The sequence below is a fragment of the Rhizobium sp. BG4 genome, from assembly GCF_016864575.1.
Taxonomy (GTDB): Bacteria; Pseudomonadota; Alphaproteobacteria; order Rhizobiales; family Rhizobiaceae; genus Rhizobium.
Window position 1 is genome coordinate 1,288,832 of record NZ_CP044126.1, and the last position, 17,516, is coordinate 1,306,347.

15 protein-coding genes are annotated in these 17,516 nt (G+C 61.9%); 13 read left to right on the top strand and 2 right to left on the bottom strand.

The annotated features are described in order from the left end of the window. Positions 1-98 precede the first annotated feature (98 nt). The 3 genes from F2982_RS26115 (at position 99) to F2982_RS26125 (ending at position 3,398) form a co-directional block, all read left to right on the top strand. The gene (locus F2982_RS26115) at positions 99-1,694 is read left to right on the top strand and encodes an ABC transporter substrate-binding protein (protein ID WP_112718622.1); all 1,596 of its coding nucleotides are present in this window, start codon (positions 99-101) and stop codon (positions 1,692-1,694) included. 161 nt (positions 1,695-1,855) lie between these two features. Further along, the gene (locus tag F2982_RS26120) at positions 1,856-2,626 is read left to right on the top strand and encodes a fumarylacetoacetate hydrolase family protein (RefSeq protein WP_130280817.1); all 771 of its coding nucleotides are present in this window, start codon (positions 1,856-1,858) and stop codon (positions 2,624-2,626) included. Positions 2,627-2,663: 37 nt separating this feature from the next. After that, complete coding sequence (locus tag F2982_RS26125) at positions 2,664-3,398, top strand: SDR family oxidoreductase (RefSeq protein ID WP_203430423.1); 735 nt, start codon at positions 2,664-2,666, stop codon at positions 3,396-3,398. A 36-nt stretch (positions 3,399-3,434) separates the two neighbouring features. Here F2982_RS26125 and F2982_RS26130 read toward each other — a convergent pair whose 3' ends face one another. Next, on the bottom strand, positions 3,435-4,310 hold the full coding sequence (locus F2982_RS26130) for an AraC family transcriptional regulator (RefSeq protein WP_199625827.1): 876 nt from the start codon (positions 4,308-4,310) through the stop codon (positions 3,435-3,437). Positions 4,311-4,523: 213 nt separating this feature from the next. Here F2982_RS26130 and F2982_RS26135 point away from each other — a divergent pair, with 213 nt between their 5' ends. The 10 genes from F2982_RS26135 (at position 4,524) to F2982_RS26180 (ending at position 16,139) form a co-directional block, all read left to right on the top strand. Next, a complete protein-coding gene (locus F2982_RS26135; RefSeq protein ID WP_203430424.1) occupies positions 4,524-5,990 on the top strand; it encodes an alpha-glucosidase/alpha-galactosidase in 1,467 nt (488 codons plus the stop codon). 125 nt (positions 5,991-6,115) lie between these two features. After that, the gene (locus F2982_RS26140; protein WP_199625829.1) at positions 6,116-8,203 is read left to right on the top strand and encodes an ABC transporter substrate-binding protein; all 2,088 of its coding nucleotides are present in this window, start codon (positions 6,116-6,118) and stop codon (positions 8,201-8,203) included. A 116-nt stretch (positions 8,204-8,319) separates the two neighbouring features. Further along, entirely contained in the window at positions 8,320-9,327 is a 1,008-nt protein-coding gene (locus F2982_RS26145) for an ABC transporter permease (RefSeq protein WP_203430425.1), read from the top strand. A 1-nt stretch (position 9,328) separates the two neighbouring features. Continuing rightward, a complete protein-coding gene (locus F2982_RS26150; protein WP_203430426.1) occupies positions 9,329-10,459 on the top strand; it encodes an ABC transporter permease in 1,131 nt (376 codons plus the stop codon). A gap of 10 nt (positions 10,460-10,469) precedes the next feature. Next, complete coding sequence (locus F2982_RS26155) at positions 10,470-12,137, top strand: ABC transporter ATP-binding protein (RefSeq protein WP_203430427.1); 1,668 nt, start codon at positions 10,470-10,472, stop codon at positions 12,135-12,137. Between the two features lie 22 nt (positions 12,138-12,159). Beyond that, entirely contained in the window at positions 12,160-13,527 is a 1,368-nt protein-coding gene (locus F2982_RS26160) for an alpha-glucosidase/alpha-galactosidase (RefSeq protein ID WP_130280831.1), read from the top strand. Positions 13,528-13,648: 121 nt separating this feature from the next. Beyond that, positions 13,649-14,593 carry a lytic transglycosylase domain-containing protein gene (locus tag F2982_RS26165; RefSeq protein ID WP_203430428.1) on the top strand — a complete coding sequence of 315 codons (945 nt, stop codon included), beginning with the start codon at positions 13,649-13,651 and terminating at the stop codon, positions 14,591-14,593. Positions 14,594-14,753: 160 nt separating this feature from the next. Beyond that, the gene (gene msrB / locus F2982_RS26170; RefSeq protein WP_203430429.1) at positions 14,754-15,203 is read left to right on the top strand and encodes a peptide-methionine (R)-S-oxide reductase MsrB; all 450 of its coding nucleotides are present in this window, start codon (positions 14,754-14,756) and stop codon (positions 15,201-15,203) included. After that, on the top strand, positions 15,200-15,706 hold the full coding sequence (gene msrA, locus F2982_RS26175) for a peptide-methionine (S)-S-oxide reductase MsrA (RefSeq protein WP_203430430.1): 507 nt from the start codon (positions 15,200-15,202) through the stop codon (positions 15,704-15,706). Before msrB ends, msrA begins: the two co-directional genes overlap by 4 nt. A gap of 136 nt (positions 15,707-15,842) precedes the next feature. After that, positions 15,843-16,139 carry a hypothetical protein gene (locus tag F2982_RS26180; protein WP_203430431.1) on the top strand — a complete coding sequence of 99 codons (297 nt, stop codon included), beginning with the start codon at positions 15,843-15,845 and terminating at the stop codon, positions 16,137-16,139. A gap of 10 nt (positions 16,140-16,149) precedes the next feature. Here the strand turns inward: F2982_RS26180 and F2982_RS26185 are convergent, their stop codons facing one another. Further along, entirely contained in the window at positions 16,150-17,391 is a 1,242-nt protein-coding gene (locus F2982_RS26185; protein ID WP_199625835.1) for an EAL domain-containing protein, read from the bottom strand. Positions 17,392-17,516: the final 125 nt, after the last annotated feature.

Sequence of the window (17,516 nt, forward strand, 5' to 3'; positions counted from 1 at the left end):
GTGGGAAGCCGGCGTGACCAGGCAAAGCCGGGCCTGGATCATGCCGGAAGCAGGCAGTGGATAACAAAACCCAACTCACTGACGACTGGGAGACTTCGATGTTTCAGAAAATAGCCTTGGCCGCAGCGATTGTGCTCGCGCCGGCTTGGGCCACGAGTGCGAGCGCAAAAACCTTCGTCTACTGTTCGGAGGCCTCGCCCTCCGGCTTCGATCCGGCACTGAGCACCAGCGGCACCACCTATGATGCCGTCGGGCAGACGATCTTTGACAGGCTGGTCGAGTTCAAGAAGGGAACGACCGAGGTCATTCCGGCTCTCGCAGAGAGCTATCAGGTGTCGGATGACGGGCTGCAATATACGTTCAAGCTGCGCCCGAACGTGAAATTCCAGACGACGGACTATTTCACGCCGACACGCGACATGAATGCCGACGACGTGATCTTCTCCTTCGTGCGCCAGTGGAAGGCCGACAATCCCTGGCATCAATACACCGGCGCCGCCACCTGGGAATATTTCGACGCGCTGGGGATGGGCGATCTGATCCAGTCGATCGACAAGGTCGACGACATGACGGTGCGCTTTGTCCTGAAGCGCAAGGAAGCGCCGTTCATCGCCAATATCGCCACGCCTTTCGCCTCGATCCTGTCGAAGGAATATGCCGACAAGCTGCAGGCCGATGGCAAGATGGCGCAGATGAACCAGCTGCCTGTCGGCACCGGTCCCTTCGGCCTCGTCAGCTACCAGCAGGATGCCGTCATCCGCTACAAGGCCAATGCCGGATATTGGGCAGGCAAGCCGAAGATCGACGATCTGGTCTTTGCCATCACGCCCGATGCCACGCAGCGCTACCAGCGGCTGACCGCGGGCGAATGCAATCTGATGTCCTATCCGAACTCGGTCGATGTCGCGGCGATGAAGGCCAATCCCGATCTCAAGGTCTCCGAGCTCGCCGGCTTGAATGTCTCCTTCCTCGCCTATAACACGATGCAGGCGCCGTTCGACAAGCCGGAGGTCCGCCGGGCGCTCAACATGGCGATCAACAAGCAGGCGATCGTCGATGCGGTGTTCCAGGGGGCGGCGACGGTCGCCAAGAACCCGATCCCGCCGGGCATGTGGTCCTATAACAATGCCATCAAGGACGATCCCTATGATCCCAAGGCGGCAAAGGCGGCGCTCGAGGCTGCCGGTGTCAAGGATCTGTCGATGAAGATCTGGGCGATGCCGGTCTCGCGGCCCTACATGCTGAACGCGCGGCGCGCAGCCGAGCTGATGCAGTCGGACCTCGCTGCCATCGGCGTCAAGACGGAGATCGTCACCTACGAATGGGCCGAGTATCTTAAGCGGGTCAAGGCGAAGGATCGCGACGGCGCTGTCATCCTCGGCTGGACCGGCGACAATGGCGACCCGGACAATTTCTTGGGTGCGATGCTGAGTTGCGATGCCGTCGGTGGCAATAACTGGGCGCAGTGGTGCAACAAGGACTTCGATGCGCTGGTGATCAAGGCGAAGGAAACCACCGACACCGCCGCCCGCACCAAGCTCTATGAGGAGGCGCAAGCACTCTTCAAGCGCGAAGCGCCCTGGGACACGCTGGACCATTCGCTCGCGGTCGTGCCGATGCGCAAGAATGTCGTCGGTTTCGTCCAGAGCCCGCTCGGCGCCTTCCAGTTCGATACGGTCGATCTCTCCGATTAAACCCATCGGCCCGGCAACCGGACACCGGGCCGGTCGTCTTCCAGGATGCTTCGCTCCGCCCGGGCATCCTGGAAGACATTTCACGGTGGCTGTTCGGATCAAGGTGGCTGTTCAGCGCGCTGCGAAACATCTATGGGAGGAGAAAAACGGGAGGATGAGATTTGACCGACAAGAGCGCCGAACTCGCCGGCACGCTGGTTGCCGAGCATCGCAGCGGCACGAATTTTCACCGGCTTGAGGGCATCAACGACCTCGCCGACGCCTATAATGTGCAGGAAAAATATATCGCCGCGATCCGCGACGGCGACGAGACCGCCGGCTACAAGATCGGCCTGACCTCGAAGCGCATGCAGGACATGTGCGGTATCGACCAGCCGATCCACGGCACGATCTTCAAGCGCCGCGTCGCCTTCACCGGCGCGCATCTGGCGCATGCCGACTATCACCGTCTCGGCCTCGAATTCGAGATTTGCGTTCGCCTCGGCCAGGACCTCTTGCCATCAGACGTGCCGTTCACGCCGGAAACGGCGGGGGCAGCCGTCGATGCCGTTGCGGCAGCGATCGAGATCGTCGACGACCGGCATGCCGATTACAGCGTTCTCCATTGCGGCACGCTGATCGCCGACAATTCCTGGAATGCCGGCGTCGTGCTCGGCGCCTTCACGCCGCCGCCGGCGAAGATGGAGGAGGCGACGGGCGTTGCCTATCTCGACGGTAGCGAATTTGCCCGCGGGCTGGGCGCCGATGTTCTCGGTCATCCCTACGTGCCGCTTGCCTGGCTTGCGAACCATCTGGCGGCATCCGGGCGGATGCTGCGCAAGGGCGACGTCGTCATGACCGGCAGCATCGTCACCACGCGCTTTCCGACCGGGCCTTTCACCTATCGCTTCGATGTCTCCGGCATCGGCAGCGTGGAGGTCAGCGGTTCCTGATTTTTGAGACGAAGAACGATTTGAAGAAGAGGCTGCCATGGATCTTGGCTTGAACGGTAAAACGGCGCTCGTAATGGGCGCTTCGAAGGGGCTCGGCTTTGCGATCGCAAAGGAGCTTTCGGCGGAAGGCGTCAAGGTCGCGATCTGCGCCCGCGACGAAGAGCGGCTGAAGGATGCCGCCGGGCGGCTCGGAGCGACGCCATTCGTGGCCGACCTGCGCCAGCCCTCGGCCGGACGCGCTGTCGTCGATCAGGCCGTGGCGGCGCTCGGCAAGGTCGATATCCTCGTCGTCAACACCGGCGGTCCGCCGACCATGCCGTTCGAGAATATCGCCAGCGACGACTGGCGCAATGCCTTCGAGGGCCTGTTCGTCAGTGCCACCGACGCGATCGGTGCGGCACTGCCGGGCATGCGCGAGCGCAACTGGGGCCGCGTCCTGCTGGTTACCTCGATCGCCGCCAAGGAGCCGATCAACAATTTCACGATCTCCAACGCCTTGCGCGCCGGGCTTCACGGCCTGACCAAGACGCTAAGCCGCGAATTTGCCGCAAGCGGCATCACCGTCAACGCGCTGATGCCCGGCTACACGATGACCGAGCGGCTGGCGGAAGCCAAGCTCGACCTCGACAAGGTCAGCAAGATGATCCCGATGGGCCGCATCGGCCGCCCGGAGGAATTCGCGGCACTCGCGACTTTCCTCGCCTCCGACAAGGCCGGCTACATCACCGGCCAGGCCGTTGCCTGCGACGGCGGCGCGCTCTGGTCGATCTGATGATCGGGCGAGGGGCGGCCGTGGCCGTCCCGACGCCTACCGGCTGCGGCCGATGCTGGCATACATGCCGGTGGTGCGGAATTCGGTGGGCGTGATGCCGTAGACGCGACGGAAGACCTTGGCGAAGTAGTTGGCGTCTTCGAAGCCGCACATGATCGACACTTCCTTGACCGGCAGGAAATCTGCCTTGGTCAGCAGCTTGGCTGCGCGCTGCAAGCGCTGCTGCAGCACGTATTCGGCGGGCGGCACGCCTTCGCTGTCGGCGAAGCTTCGCGAGAAGTGGGCACGGCTCAGGCCGACGATCGCGGCAAGCTCGCTGACCGGGAGCGGTTTTTCCAGATTGGTATTTATGTGGTCGATGACCGGCTGCATCAGGCTCTGCTCGGCCATGAAGGATGGTGAGCCGAAGACGTCGTCATAAAGCGCCATTGCCGCCTCGTAGGCGATGGCCGAGGCTGAGCCCGGGGTCGTGGCGCCCTTGACCAGACGCAGGCTGCAATCGGCGAGGTGATCGATGGTCGATTGCTGCAGTTTGAGGACCGGGCCGGACAGCGCCATCACCATCTTGTGGATGCGCAGCGTCTCGTCGCCGTTCATCGAGATCCAGAAATACTCCCAGCGCTCGCCCTTTTCGAGCCAGTAGCGGTGATTGTGCGGCACCAACACCATCATCGTGTCGCCGCCCTGGAGCTTGTAATTGCGGTTCTGGTAGCGCAGATGGCCGCTGCCGCTGATCGTGTGCTGCAGCACCGTAAACGGCGTCTGGCCGCGCTTGCGCCCGTCCCAATCGTAGGTCTCGTTCTCGCGCACTTCATAGCCGGCGCTGGTCGGCATGGCGTGCAGGCGTTGGCGTCCGCGGGGCAGCGAAACGGTCCTCATGGCCTGTCCGTTGGCGATCAAATCCTGCAGCACAAAATTACCCTCGAAAGCATAATCCTTCTCTGGCCGCCTCATCGAATATACGCATAATCCCCTCGCATAAGAGGAAGAGATCGCGGCTGGACGAACGGCCGGGAGGAATACAGGTTTCATTTCCAGTGATTTTCGATCGCCTGCGCCAGCAGGCGGCCTGGTACCCTTTTGTCTTCTTTCTACGTAACATTCGATCGGACCGAGGTGAAGGACATGAGTTTCAAAATCGCTATCATCGGGGCAGGCAGCGTCGGCTTCACCAAGAAGCTGTTCACGGACATCCTGTGCGTTCCGGAATTCAAGGACATCGAATTCGCGCTGACCGATCTCAGCGAGCATAACCTGCAGATGATCAAGGCGATCCTCGACAAGATCGTCGAATCCAACAAGCTGCCGACCAAGGTGACGGCGACGACCAACCGCCGTGAGGCGATTTCAGGCGCGCGCTACATCATCAGCTGTGTGCGCGTCGGCGGCCTCGAGGCTTATGCCGACGACATCAGGATCCCGCTGAAATACGGTATCGACCAGTGCGTCGGCGATACGATCTGCGCCGGCGGCATTCTCTACGGCCAGCGCAACATCCCGGTCATTCTCGACTTCTGCAAGGATATCCGCGAACTCGCCGAGCCCGGCGCAAAATTCCTCAATTACGCAAACCCGATGGCGATGAACACCTGGGCGGCGATCGAATACGGCAAGGTCGATACGGTCGGTCTCTGCCACGGCGTCCAGCATGGGGCCGAACAGATTGCCGAAGTGCTCGGCGCCAAGTCGCAGAGCGAGCTCGACTACATCTGCTCGGGCATCAATCACCAGACCTGGTTCGTCGATCTGAAGCTCAACGGCCGCAAGATCGGCAAGGACGAGCTGGTCGCCGCCTTCGAGGCGCATCCTGTCTTCTCGCAGCAGGAGAAGCTGCGCATCGACGTCCTGAAGCGCTTCGGCGTCTATTCGACGGAGAGCAACGGTCACCTCTCGGAATACCTGCCCTGGTATCGCAAGCGTCCTGACGAGATCACCAAGTGGATCGATATGTCGGACTGGATCCACGGCGAGACCGGCGGCTACCTCCGCCACTCCACCGAAACCCGCAACTGGTTCGAAACCGAATTCCCGCAATTCCTCGCATCGGCCGAAAAACCGATCGATCCGGCCAAGCGCTCCAACGAGCATGCGAGCCACATTCTGGAAGCGCTGGAGACCGGCCGGGTCTATCGCGGTCACTTCAACGTCAAGAACAACGGCGTGATCACCAACCTGCCGTCGGACGCGATCATCGAGTCGCCCGGCTTCGTCGATCGCTTCGGCATCAACATGGTCTCCGGCATCACCATTCCGGAAGCTTGTGCCGCAACCTGCATGGCGTCGATCAACGTCCAGCGCATGTCGGTCCACGCGGCAATCTCCGGCGATATCGATCTGCTGAAGCTCGCCGTGCTGCACGACCCGCTGGTCGGTGCGGTCTCGACGCCGGAGGAAGTCTGGCAGATGGTGGATGAAATGGTCGTCGCCCAGGCGCGCTGGTTGCCGCAATATGCCGACGCCGTACCGGCGGCCAAGGAGCGTCTGGCGAATTCCAAGGTCAAGACGAAGGAATGGGCCGGTGCTGCCCGCCGCAACGTCCGCTCGATCGAAGAGCTTCGCGCCGAAAAGGCGGCGCTGAAGCAGGCGGTCTGATTTTCCGGTGAGGCAAGCCGCGGCGGTTCTTCGGGAGGAAGGCCGCCGCGCCAAGGCTTGCTTCATCATTCTTTGAGGAGAAGCGGAGACGCCAAGCAAGCGCTCCGGAACAAGAGGGAGAGACGATGACGAATTTCCGCAAGATCGGCATCCTGGCAGGGCTGGCGCTCGGCGTTTCAGTTGCTGCCTTGAATGCCTACGCTTCCGAGCCGACTACGCCGCCTGCGCCGCCGCAGTTCCCGGCGGAAGGCAAGATCAAGTATGTGTCCCGCGACTCCATTGAGGAGTTCAAGGCGCTTCCTTCGTATAACGAGCCCGATTGGGTGAAGAAGAATTTCGTCGACACCGGCAAGCTGCCGCCGGTCAAGGATCGCCTTCCCAAGGAGCCGCTGGTTTTCAAGACCGGCAACATGCCTGACGGTATCGGCGTCTATGGCGACACGATGCGCCATGTTATCGGCGGCCGTCCGGAAGGCTGGAACTACGGCGCCGGCCAGACGCAGGGCTGGGGCGGCATCGATATCGGCCTCTCCGAATGCCTGACGCGCACCGCGCCGCTCTTCCAGGTCGAAGCCAAGGACACCGAGCCGCTGCCGAACCTCGCCAAGGGCTGGGAATGGTCTGCCGACGGTCACAAGCTGACCATGCATCTGATCGAAGGTGCCAAGTGGTCTGATGGCGCGCCGTTCAACGCCGACGACATCATGTTCTACTGGGAAGACGAGGTCATCGACCCGAACGTTTCGCCGCTTGGCGGCGGCGCATCGCCTGAGGCCTTCGGCGAGGGAACGACGCTCAAGAAGATCGACGACTACACGGTCGAATGGACCTTCAAGGATGCCTTCCCGAAGCAGTATCTCTATACGATGGCCTACCCGAACTTCTGCCCGGGTCCGTCGCATATCCTGAAGCCGCAGCATCCGAAATATTCGAAGAACACCTACGACCAGTTCAAGAACGCCTTCCCGCCGGAATTCATGAACATGCCGGTCATGGGTGCCTGGGTACCGGTCGAATACCGTCCTGACGATATCATCGTCATGCGCCGCAACCCCTACTACTGGAAGGTCGACGAGAAGGGCAACCAGCTGCCTTACCTCAACGAGCTGCACTACAAGCTGTCGACCTGGGCAGACCGCGACGTTCAGGCCGTTGCCGGCTCCGGCGACTTCTCGAATCTCGAGCAGCCGGAAAACTTCGTGGCGTCGCTGAAGCGCGCTGCCGAGAAGACCGCCCCGGCGCGTCTCGCCTTCGGCCCGCGCCTGATCGGCTACAACATGCGCATGAACCTGTCCGCCAACGGTTGGGGTGACCCGGACGAGCGCGGCGAGGCGATCCGCAACCTCAACCGCAACGAGGACTTCCGCAAGGCCGTCACCATGGCGGTTGACCGCAAGGCGATCGGCGACTCTCTCGTCAAGGGTCCGTTCACGGCGATCTATCCGGGTGGCCTGTCTTCGGGCACGAGCTTCTACGATCGCAACTCCACGGTCTACTATCCCTTTGACCTGGCAGGCGCCAAGGCGCTGCTCGCCAAGGTCGGCCTCAAGGATACCGATGGTGATGGCTTCGTGAACTTCCCGGCTGGTACTGCCGGCGGCAAGGACGTCGAGGTCGTGCTGCTCGTCAACAACGGCTATGCCACCGACAAGAGCCTTGCAGAAGGCGTCGTCGGCCAGATGGAAAAGCTCGGCATCAAGGTCATCATCAATGCGCTCGATGGTCCCAAGCGCGATAATGCCCACTATGCCGGCCAGTTCGACTGGCTGATCCAGCGCAACGCGACGGAACTCGCATCCGTGGTGCAGAATACCGAACAGCTCGCAGCCGTCGGTCCGCGCACCAGCTGGCATCACCGCGCCGGCAAGGATGACCAGCTCGATCTGCTGCCCTACGAAAAGGAGCTTGCCGACATCGTCAACAAGTTCCGCACGACGCAGGACAATGACGAGCGGGTCAACCTGATGAAGCAGTATCAGAAGACCGCGACCGAGCATGTCGACACCGTCGGCCTCACGGAATATCCGGGTGCGCTGATCGTCAACAAGCGCTTCTCGAACGTCCCGCAGGGTACGCCGATCTTCATGTTCAACTGGGCTGAAGACTCCGTCATCCGCGAGCGTCTGTGGGTCGCTGCCGACAAGCAGGGCAAGTACGAGCTGTTCCCCGAACAGCTGCCCGGCAAGCCCGGAGACAAGGGTCCGATCAACTAAGAGCTCCCTCCCAACCGAATGAGCTTCCGGCCGCGCGTGCTGCGCGCGGCCGGGCATAATCAACAAGCCGGCCGCGCTAGACGAGCGACTGGCGGCAAGGAGAAGCGAACCGTCCGATGCTACGATTCCTGCTCATGCGCATCGCCTCGGCGATCCCCGTCCTCTTCATTCTGAGCGTGGTGACTTTCGCGATCATCCAGGCGCCGCCCGGCGACTATGCCGATTACATCCGCTCGCAGCTGATCAACCAGAGTGGCGCGTCCTTCGCGCAGGCCGAGGAACAGGCGCAGGCCTACCGCGTCGAGCATGGCCTCGATAAGCCGATGGTCGTCCAGTATTTCAACTGGATGAAGGGCATCATCACCGAAGGCGATTTCGGCTACAGCATGTTCTACAACAAGCCGGTTGCCGATGTCGTCGCCGAGCGCCTGCCGCGCACGCTGGCCCTGGCGCTGGTCTGCCACATCTTTGCATCGATCCTCGGCATAACTTTCGGTATCTGGGCGGCAACGCGCCAGTACACCTGGATCGACAGCCTGCTTTCGGGCATCTCGTTCCTCGGCATGACGGTGCCGCGCTTCCTGATGGCGCTGATCATCGTCTATCTCCTGGTCTTCCAGTTCAATGTCAGCGAAATCGGCAGCTTCTTCTCGCCGCAATATGGCGGAGCGCCGTGGTCCTGGGCGAAATTCGTCGATCTCGTCAGCCATGTCTGGCCGGTGGTCGCGATCGCCACCTTCGGCGGGCTCGCCTACAACATGCGCGTCATGCGCGGCAATCTGCTGGATACGCTGAATGCGCAATATGTCGAGACGGCCCGCGCCAAGGGTCTCTCGGGAAGCGCCGTCGTCATGCGCCATGCGGTTCCCAATGCGCTGCATCCACTCGTCATGTATCAGGGTGTCGTCCTGCCCTACATGCTGACCGGCGAAATCGAGACGGCGATCATCTTCGCCCTGCCGACCGTCGGCCCGGCCATCGTCGGCTCGATGGCGATCGGCGACGTCTATGTGACCGCCACCTTTATGCTGGTGCTCTCGGCCACGCTGATCGTCGGCAACATCATCGCCGACATGCTGCTTGCCATGCTCGACCCGCGCGTCCGCCAATATGGAGGTGCCTGAGATGCTGGCATTCGATTCCTCTCCGCCGCCTCCGCACGAGGAAAACGTCAAGGCGACCGCTCATGGCAACGAGAGTTATCTCGCTCTCGTCTGGCGCCGCCTGCGCCGCTCATGGACCGGCATGATGGGGCTCATCCTCGTCGGGCTGCTGCTGATCATGGCGGTCTTTGCCGATTTCTTCGCGCCGCTCGATCCGAAGGCGACCGATGTCGGCTTTGCGCCGCCGCAGGTCATGAGCATCCATGACAAGGATGGTAATCTCGTCTGGCCGCGGGTCTATGCGCTTGCCGATTCCGAGGAGCTCGACCCCGTTACCTTCCAGCCGATTGTCGGGCCTGATTATGACAATCCGCGGGTGCTCGGCTTCTTCGTCAAGGGTGCGGAATACAGGCTGCTCGGCCTGATCCCCGCCGACCGCCACTTCTTCGGCTCGGTCGATGGCCAGCCGGTGCATTTCCTCGGCACCGACAAGTTCGGCCGTGACGTGCTCTCCCGGGCCATCGTCGGCTCGCGTATCTCGCTGATGATCGCGCTGACCGTCGTCTTCATCGTCACCATCGTCGGCACGACGGTCGGCATGGTATCGGGCTATTTCGGGGGAGCGTTCGACGTCTGGGTGCAGCGCTTCGTCGAATTGGTGCTCGCCTTCCCGCAGCTGCCGCTCTACCTGGCGCTGACTTCGCTCATCCCGATCACCGCGCCGACCAATATCTTCCTCGCCTTCGTGATCTTCGTCATGTCGGCGCTCGGCTGGGCGCAGATGTCACGCGAGGTGCGCGGCAAGACGCTGGCGCTGGCGCGCATCGACTATGTGCGTGCGGCAATGGCAGTCGGAGCGACTGACCGGCGCATCATCTTCCAGCACATCCTGCCGAATGTCATGAGCCATGTGATCGTGGCGGTGACGCTGCATATCCCGAGCGTCGTTCTGCTCGAATCCTTCCTTGGCTTCCTCGGCTTCGCCGTGAAGCCGCCGCTGATTTCCTGGGGGCTGATGCTGCAGGATACGGCGAACTACTCCGTCATCGGGACTTATCCGTGGATTCTCGCCCCTGTCGGCTTCGTGCTCGTCACCGTCTTCGCCTTCAATGCGCTGGGCGACGGTCTGCGCGATGCAGTCGATCCTTATTGAGGTGATGAAGATGGCTCTTGCTCTTGTCAGTTCCTTTGCCCCGCCCGTCCGTCACGATCATGACGGCCGCAAGGAAAGCCCGATCATCGACGCCCGCAATATCGGCGTGAATTTCAAGGTCGAGCACGGTCTTGTCGAAGCGGTGAAGGATATCTCCTTCCAGCTCTATCGCGGCGAGACGATCGCCATCGTCGGCGAATCCGGCTCCGGCAAGTCGGTGACGGCGCGTACCGTCATGGGGCTCCTATCGAAGCGCGCCGTGACCTCGTCGAAATCGACCGTCGAGTATGAAGGCAAGAATATCTTGAAATTCTCCGAGCCGGCGCGCCGCAAGCTGCGCGGCAACCGGATCTCGATGATCTTCCAGGAGCCGATGAGCTCGCTGAACCCGATCTATACGATCGGCAGCCAGATCGTCGAAGCGATCCGTGTCCACAATAAGGTCAGCCGCAAGCAGGCCGAGGCGAGGGCGCTGGAACTCCTGAAGCAGGTGCAGATTCCTGATCCGGAAGCGCGGCTGAAGCAGTATCCGCACCAGCTTTCCGGCGGCCAGCGCCAGCGCGTGATGATCGCCATGGCGCTCTCCAACAATCCCGATGTGCTGATCGCCGACGAGCCGACGACGGCGCTCGACGTCACCGTCCAGGCGCAGATCCTCAACCTCATCCGCAATCTCCAGAAAGAATTGCGGATGGCGGTGATCCTGATCACCCACGACCTGACGGTTGTTCGCCAGTTTTCCGACTACGTCTATGTGATGCAGCACGGCGAAATGCGCGAGCACAATACGACCGAGCAGCTCTTCGCCAATCCGCAGCATCCCTATACCAAGCATCTCTTGGCATCGGAGCCGCGCGGCCAGGCCAATCCGCTGCCCGAGGGGTCGGACATCATTCTCGATGCGCGCGGCGTGCGCGTCTCCTTCATGATGCGCCATGGCGGCTTCTTCAAGCCGGAGCTGAAGGAACTGGTCGCCGTCGACAGTCTCAATCTGACGCTGCGCCGGCACGAGACGCTTGGTCTCGTCGGCGAGTCCGGTTCGGGAAAGACGACCTTCGGCCAGGCGCTGGTGCGCCTCAATGACCCGGATACCGGCGAGATCTATTTCGACCGGCAGCCGATCCACGGCAAATCTCGCGCTGAAATGCGGCCTCTCCGCGCGCGCATGCAGATCGTCTTCCAGGATCCGTTCTCGTCGCTCAACCCGCGCATGACGATTGGCCAGATCATCGAGGAAGGCCTTGTCGTCAACCGGCTCGGCGCCTCCAAGGCGGAGCGTCTCGACCGTGTGCGCGACGCGCTTTCGGCGGCCGGTATGCCGGGCAATATCCTCTCGCGCTTCCCGCACGAGTTCTCGGGCGGCCAGCGACAGCGTATCGCCATTGCCCGCGCCATCGCCCTTGAGCCGGAGTTCATCCTGCTCGACGAGCCGACCTCGGCGCTCGATCTTTCCGTCCAGGCGCAGATCATCGAGCTCCTGCGCAAGCTGCAGGACGAGCGCGGCCTCAGCTACCTGTTCATCTCGCACGACCTGAAAGTCGTGCGCGCCCTCTGCCACCGCGTGATCGTCATGCAGCATGGCAAGATCATGGAAGAGGGTCCAGTCAACGAAGTTCTCACCAATCCCAAGACCGCCTACACCGAACGGCTCGTCAAAGCCGCTTTCGAGGTAGCCTGATTTGCATCTGCCGGAGGTTTACATGGCAAATCCCAGAATTACGTTCATCGGAGCTGGCTCCACCGTTTTCATGAAGAACATCGTCGGCGACATCCTGCAGCGCCCGGCGCTGTCGGGCGCCACGATCGCGCTGATGGACATCAATCCGCAGCGCCTCGAAGAGAGTGCCATCGTCGTCAACAAGCTGATCTCGACGCTGGGTGTTAGCGCCAAGGCAGAGACCTATTCGGATCAGCGCAAGGCGCTGGCCGGCGCCAATTTCGTCGTCGTCGCCTTCCAGATTGGTGGCTATGAGCCCTGCACGGTGACCGATTTCGAAGTGCCGAAGAAATACGGCCTGCGCCAGACGATCGCGGATACGCTCGGCGTCGGCGGCATCATGCGCGGTCTGCGCACCGTGCCGCACCTCTGGAAGATCTGCGAGGACATGCTCGCGGTCTGCCCCGAGGCGATCATGCTGCAGTATGTGAACCCGATGGCGATCAATACCTGGGCGATTTCGGAGAAGTACCCGACGATCAAGCAGGTCGGCCTCTGCCACTCGGTGCAGGGCACGGCGATGGAGCTCGCCCATGACCTCGATATCCCCTACGAGGAAATCCGCTACCGCTCGGCCGGCATCAACCACATGGCCTTCTACCTGAAATTCGAGCATCGCCAGCCCGATGGCTCCTATCGCGACCTCTACCCGGATCTGGTGCGCGGCTACCGCGAGGGCCGGGCGCCGAAGCCCGGCTGGAACCCGCGCTGCCCGAACAAGGTGCGCTACGAGATGCTGACCCGCCTCGGCTATTTCGTCACCGAGAGCTCGGAGCATTTTGCCGAATACACGCCCTATTTCATCAAGGAAGGCCGCGAGGACCTGATCGAGAAGTTCGGCATCCCGCTCGACGAATATCCGAAGCGCTGCATCGAGCAGATCGAACGCTGGAAGGGCCAGGCCGAGACCTACCGCTCAGCCAACACGATCGAGGTCAAGCAGTCGAAGGAATATGCCTCCTCGATCATCAACTCGGTCTGGACCGGCGAGCCCTCGGTCATCTACGGCAATGTCCGCAACAATGGCTGCATCACCTCGCTGCCGGAAAATTGCGCGGCCGAAGTGCCCTGCCTTGTCGATGCGTCCGGTATCCAGCCGACCTATATCGGCGCCCTGCCGCCGCAGCTTACGGCGCTGATGCGCACCAATATCAACGTCCAGGAACTGACGGTTCAGGCGCTGATGACGGAAAATCGCGAGCACATCTACCACGCCGCGATGATGGACCCGCATACGGCGGCCGAGCTTGATCTCGACCAGATCTGGTCGCTGGTCGACGATCTCCTCGTTGCCCATGGCGACTGGCTGCCGGAATGGGCACGCGGCGGCCGCAAGGTCCGCGCCGCCTGATCGAATGACCGGCGCTGGCGGATGTCAGCGCCGGTCCTGCTCTTGACGGGAGGCGACAAAGCATCTCGTATGGCTACATTAGCCATGTGATGGCGGCGCTGCTTGATGGCGCCGGAACCAGATGAAGGCAGTGAGGCAGTCATCACCGCGTTGGTTGGCGCTCTTCGCAGCGGTTCTCGCTGCATGGTCGCCGGCCCCATCGGCTTTCGCGGCGGGCGAGCCGGAAGGACCGGCGCCTGCCGGATGCCTCTATACCCGCTCGGCGTCCGGAACGGGCGAGACGCTCTGTATCCGCAAGGACAGCTTCAACCGCGATCTCTGCAGTGCCATCGAGCGCTCCGCCGCCGATTTCGAGCTGCCGCCGGACTATTTCGCGCGGCTGATCTGGCGCGAGAGCCGGTTTCGCGCCGATGCGCTGAGCTACAAGGGTGCGGAGGGGATCGCCCAGTTCATGCCGGGTACGGCGAAGCTGCGCGGTCTTCAAAACAGCTACGATGTTCTGGAGGCGCTGCAGAAATCAGCGGAATATCTCGACGAGTTGCGTGACCGCTTCGGCAATCTCGGCCTGGCCGCGGCCGCCTATAATGCCGGCGAGAACAGACTTGCGAGCTATCTCGGCGGCGGTGGCCTGCCGTCGGAGACCCGCGCCTATGTCATCGGCATCACCTCGCACAGTGTCGAGGACTGGAAGGGCGAGCCGCCGGAGATCGCGGCCCCCGCGCTCGACAAGACCAAGACCTTCCTCGAAAGCTGCGTTGCCCTTGCCGAAAGCCGGAAGCTGCGCGAACCCGTCTGGCAGAACGAGGGAACCTGGATGCCCTGGGGCGTACAGCTGGCCGCCCATGCCAATCCCGATGCGGCGCGCCGCCTGTTCATGGCAGCCGTCGAACGGCTGCCGGCGCCGCTCAACGCCGAACAGCCGCTGATCATGCGCCAGCGCGACCGCAGTTTCGGCTTCCGCCCGCGCTATGTAACGCGCATCGCCCGCCAGACCCGCGCCGAGGCCGATCAGCTCTGCGCCGAAATCCGCAAGAACAACGGCACCTGCCTCGTCTTTCGCAACTGAGCCCCGCAGATACGTTGTGATACAAAGTTTAGCCTTGGTATGACCTGACAAACTGTGAGGCGGATGCCTATATAGCGCTTAACGATCCGCCACCCTCGTCCAGTCCCGATCCCACGTTTGCGGACGCTGGTGCAGGCGATCGATCGCTAGGAGAAGCAACATGCAGCACTATCAGAAGAGTGCCGACGCCATCGCCAAGCTGACGCCGGAACAGTACCGCGTGACACAGCAGTCCGGCACCGAACGGCCCGGCACCGGCGAATATCTCGATAACAAGGCGCCCGGCATCTACGTCGACATCGTGTCCGGCGAGCCGCTCTTTGCCTCGTCCGACAAGTATGAATCCGGCTGCGGCTGGCCGAGCTTTACCAAGCCGGTCGAGCCCGCCAATGTCGCGGAACTCACCGACGTCTCGCACGGCATGGTTCGCACCGAAGTGCGCTCCAGCCACGGCGACAGCCATCTCGGGCACGTCTTCCCCGATGGCCCGCGCGATCGAGGCGGCCTGCGCTATTGCATCAACTCGGCATCGCTCCGCTTCGTCCATCGCGACAGCATGGAAGCAGAAGGTTATGGTGCCTATCTCGATCAGGTGGAGGAAGTTCAATGACGACGGAACGCGCAGTTCTCGCAGGCGGTTGCTTCTGGGGCATGCAGGACCTCATTCGCCGTTACAACGGCGTTATCTCGACCCGCGTCGGCTATAGCGGCGGCGAGGTGGCGAATGCGACCTATCGCAACCACGGCAACCATGCCGAAGCGATCGAAATCATCTTCGATCCGGCCAAGATCAGCTATCGCGAGCTTTTGGAATTTTTCTTCCAGATCCACGATCCATCGACGAAGGACCGCCAGGGCAACGACCGCGGCCCGAGCTACCGCTCGGCGATCTTCTACACGAGCGACGAGCAGAAGCGCATAGCCGAAGATACGATCGCCGATGTCGATGCCTCCGGTCTGTGGCCGGGCAAGGTGGTGACCGAGGTGACTGCTGTCAGCGACTTCTGGGAAGCCGAGCCGGAGCATCAGGATTATCTGGAGCGGATCCCGAATGGCTATACCTGCCATTTCATCCGCCCGGGCTGGAAGCTGCCGAAGCGCAGCGCCGCCTGATCCGGCAAGAGTTTAAGCATGCAAAGGGCGGCCGGTGGCCGCCCTTTTTGTGTGATCACAAATATTAGCGATCCGGCTTTTTCGTTGGCGCGAATATGCGGTTCGCGGTATTCGGATTCCAAACGGGATTCGACTCATGGCCAACAAAGACCAAGTTCTCGTGACGCTGCGCACCTACATGCAGGTCAAGCGCGCGCATGATCAGAACCAGGCCGAATATCTCGAAACCCTCCAGGAAAAGTCCCGCGAAGAACCGATCGACACTGCGGCGATCGCCGAGCTTACCAATGCCTATCACGAGCTCCAGCGTCCCCTCATCGATGAGATGAGCTATCGCTGGCAGGTACTGGAGGCATGGTTCGACGATATCGAGGTCGATCTCGTCAGCTGGGCGATCCGCAATCCGAAATTTGCAAGTGCTGTGCGCGGCTGACGATCGACCGTCAGTTCGCCATCAGATGCTGGCGCACCAGATCGGCGGCGACGGGACGGCCGAGATGATAGCCCTGGACGAGATCGACACCGAGATCGCCGAGCGTGCGCAACTCCGATGCCGTCTCGACACCCTCACCGACGACAAGGCTGCCGGTATGATGGGCGAAGGTCACCAGCGCATGGGCCAGCGCCCGCTTGACGCTGTCGGTCTCGATATCCTTGGTCAGGCTGATGTCGAACTTGATGATGTCAGGCCGGATGTTCAGGACGTGGCGCATGCTGGCATAGCCCGATCCGGCATCGTCGATGGCGATGCGGACCCCGCGTTCGCGCAGGGGATGGAGGGCGGCGGCGAGTTGCTGGTAATCGTAGATTTTCTCGTGTTCGGTGACTTCGAGAATGACCCGGTCCAGCGGCAGATGGCGCAGCACGATATCGAGCGAACTGTCGACGATGGTCGCCGCCGAGACGTTCAGCGACAGCGAGATCGTGTCATCGCCGATGGTCGTGAACTCGTCGATGGCGTTCTCGATCGCCTGGCGCTCGACGCGCGAGCGCATGCCGACATCGGCCGCTTCCGAGATCCAGATATCCGGCGAGCGTTTCGGTTCGCCGCCGAAGCGCGCCAGCGCCTCGAGCCCGACGATCTGGCGGTCGGCCATGGCGAAGATCGGCTGGAAGACGATCGCCGGCTCGCGCAGCGCCAGCGCCTCGGTGATGCGCAGCAGGCGCTCCGAGAAATCGAGATTGTGGCGGATCTCATCGCTGATCTGGCTGGCGATGAGCTCGGCGAAGGCATTCATGATCTCGAGGTCGCGCTCGTTCAGCGTCGGATCGGCATGTTTCGAAAAGCAGCAGAGCGTTCCGTAGATACGTCCGTCATGAAGCAGCAGCGGCACGCTGACATGGGCGCCGATCGGCATTTGATGCGTCGCTGGGATCTCCATCGCTTCCGGGCAGAGCGACGTATCGGGAATGAGCCGCGGCAGCTGGCCGGTCACCACCTTGTAGCAATAGCCGTCATGGAGCGGCAGAAGGTCGCCCGCCTGAAGCGGCGAAGGATAGGCGGCGCTATCGACGTTCCGGAAGAGACGGTGGTCGGGCATGAAGCGCGAGACGAAGGCGACATCCATCTTCAGGTGCCGGCGCAAGGTTTTCAGCGCCCTGTCGATCGTCGTCAGCGCCGCGCTCTGCTGCGCCAGCTCCACATTTTCGCGTTGTTGCGCTTGAAGCAGCTGTGGTATCGCCATGCCCGGTTCCCGTTTTGGTGGCTCAACCTTCACGCTTATTATTAAATACTCATTTAACGCTCGATCGTTAAGGTCCACATATCGACGTACGATTTAGGACACAGACTTTCGTGCAGGCGAGATTT

Excerpts from the sequence above, each read along its gene's own strand:
- F2982_RS26150 (WP_203430426.1), top strand. The coding sequence starts at position 9,329 with ATGCTGGCATTCGATTCCTCTCCGCCGCCTCCGCACGAGGAAAACGTC.
- F2982_RS26180 (WP_203430431.1), top strand. The coding sequence starts at position 15,843 with ATGGCCAACAAAGACCAAGTTCTCGTGACGCTGCGCACCTACATGCAG.
- F2982_RS26140 (WP_199625829.1), top strand. The coding sequence starts at position 6,116 with ATGACGAATTTCCGCAAGATCGGCATCCTGGCAGGGCTGGCGCTCGGC.
- F2982_RS26165 (WP_203430428.1), top strand. The coding sequence starts at position 13,649 with ATGAAGGCAGTGAGGCAGTCATCACCGCGTTGGTTGGCGCTCTTCGCA.
- msrB (WP_203430429.1), top strand. The coding sequence starts at position 14,754 with ATGCAGCACTATCAGAAGAGTGCCGACGCCATCGCCAAGCTGACGCCG.
- msrA (WP_203430430.1), top strand. The coding sequence starts at position 15,200 with ATGACGACGGAACGCGCAGTTCTCGCAGGCGGTTGCTTCTGGGGCATG.
- F2982_RS26125 (WP_203430423.1), top strand. The coding sequence starts at position 2,664 with ATGGATCTTGGCTTGAACGGTAAAACGGCGCTCGTAATGGGCGCTTCG.
- F2982_RS26145 (WP_203430425.1), top strand. The coding sequence starts at position 8,320 with ATGCTACGATTCCTGCTCATGCGCATCGCCTCGGCGATCCCCGTCCTC.
- F2982_RS26155 (WP_203430427.1), top strand. The coding sequence starts at position 10,470 with ATGGCTCTTGCTCTTGTCAGTTCCTTTGCCCCGCCCGTCCGTCACGAT.
- F2982_RS26135 (WP_203430424.1), top strand. The coding sequence starts at position 4,524 with ATGAGTTTCAAAATCGCTATCATCGGGGCAGGCAGCGTCGGCTTCACC.
- F2982_RS26160 (WP_130280831.1), top strand. The coding sequence starts at position 12,160 with ATGGCAAATCCCAGAATTACGTTCATCGGAGCTGGCTCCACCGTTTTC.
- F2982_RS26115 (WP_112718622.1), top strand. The coding sequence starts at position 99 with ATGTTTCAGAAAATAGCCTTGGCCGCAGCGATTGTGCTCGCGCCGGCT.
- F2982_RS26185 (WP_199625835.1), bottom strand. The coding sequence starts at position 17,391 with ATGGCGATACCACAGCTGCTTCAAGCGCAACAACGCGAAAATGTGGAG.